Annotated in this window: 1 protein-coding gene and 1 pseudogene; one reads left to right on the top strand and one right to left on the bottom strand. The window is 66.0% G+C overall.

The annotated features are described in order from the left end of the window. Nucleotides 1-59 precede the first annotated feature (59 nt). The gene (locus K728_RS0108585) at nt 60-1,025 is read right to left on the bottom strand and encodes a quinone oxidoreductase family protein (protein WP_024476436.1); all 966 of its coding nucleotides are present in this window, start codon (nt 1,023-1,025) and stop codon (nt 60-62) included. Nucleotides 1,026-1,138: 113 nt separating this feature from the next. Between K728_RS0108585 and K728_RS0108590 the strand changes: the two are divergent. Then, nucleotides 1,139-1,554: pseudogene (locus K728_RS0108590) on the top strand (N-acetyl-gamma-glutamyl-phosphate reductase); the annotation flags it as partial.

Genomic DNA, 1,554 nt, shown 5'->3' on the forward strand with positions numbered 1-1,554 from the left:
CGGTTCCGGACCGCCCGGACTGCCCGGACTGCCCACGGGTCACGGGCAGTCAATCCGGGTTAGGGAACGAGCAGCACTTTTCCGGTGGTTTTGCGTGCCTCCAGGTCTTCGTGCGCCTGCGCAGCGGCTTCCAGGGGATAGGTTGCGCCAATCCTGACCTTCAGCGAGCCGTCCACGACGGCGGCGAACAGCTCCGAGGAGCGCCAGCGCCGTTCCTCAACGGTCAGCAGGTGATCGAGCAGTTTCGGCCGGGTGAGATGAACCGATCCCGCGGACGCCAGCCGCTGCGGGTCGAACGCCGGAACCGGCCCCGACGCAGCGCCGAACAGCACCAGCGTGCCGCGCTTCCGTAGCGACGCCAACGACCCGTCAAAGGTGGCCCGGCCCACGCCGTCGTACACGACATCCACTCCGACGCCGTTGGTGAGCTCCCGCACGGCGGTGTCGAAGCCCTCATATCGGAGCACTTCATCTGCTCCGGCTTCCCGGGCCAGCGCCTCCTTGGCGTCGGTGGAGACCGTGGTGATCACCCGGGCACCCCTGGCCTTGAGCAGTTGGATGAGGAGCAGGCCCACGCCTCCCGCACCGGCATGCGTCAAGACCGTCTGGCCCAGCTGAACGGTGAAGGTGGTGTTGATCAGGTAGTGCGCGGTCATGCCCTGCAACGGAAGCGCTGCTGCCGTTTCGAGGCTGATTCCCTCGGGCACCGGCAGGGCCTTGTCGGCTTCCACCAGGGTGAACTCGGCGTAGGTGCCCTTCCCCTCGGCGAAGGCCACCCGGTCGCCGACGGCGAAGCCGGACGCCTCCGGGCCCAGCGCCACCACCTCGCCGGCGGCCTCGGCGCCCGGGGTGAAGGGATAGCCCACCGGGTAGTAGCCGCTGCGCTGATAGGTTTCGATGTAGTTGACGCCTGCCGCGGCCACCCGCACCAGGAGCTCGGAGCCCGCTGGTGTGGGCCGATCCACCTCGGTCACCTTGAGTACTTCGGGTCCTCCGGCTTGCTGGATAACAATGGCTGTTGGCATCAAGGCTCCTTTGTTGGCGTGCTGTGTTTCCATGCTAGAACGACCGGGTCTCCTCGCAGCACCTCCTGCATATTTATGTGGACCTCTGTATATTCCTGTTGTACTGTTGGGTCATGACTATTTCAGTGGCGGTTTCGGGTGCCAGCGGCTACGCCGGCGGTGAGTTGCTCCGCCTGCTCGTCTCCCATCCTTCGGTGACCATCGGTGCGATCACTGCCCACAGCAGTGCAGGATCGCGTCTCGGTGAACTTCAACCACACCTGCACTCGCTGAGCAACCGCCTGATTGAAGAGACCACAGTGGAAAACCTCGCTGGCCATGACGTGGTTTTCCTCGCACTGCCTCACGGCGCCAGCGCCGATATCGCCGCCCAGCTACCCGACACCACCCTCGTGATCGATGCCGGCGCCGACCACCGCCTCTCCGACCCGGCTGCCTGGGAAAAGTTCTATGGCTCCGCCCACGCCGGCACCTGGCCGTACGGCCTCCCTGAGCTGCCCGACCACCGCGAACTCCTGCGCTCCGCCCG

The sequence above is a fragment of the Arthrobacter sp. CAL618 genome, assembly GCF_000468215.1.
In the GTDB taxonomy this organism is placed as follows: domain Bacteria; phylum Actinomycetota; class Actinomycetes; order Actinomycetales; family Micrococcaceae; genus Arthrobacter_D.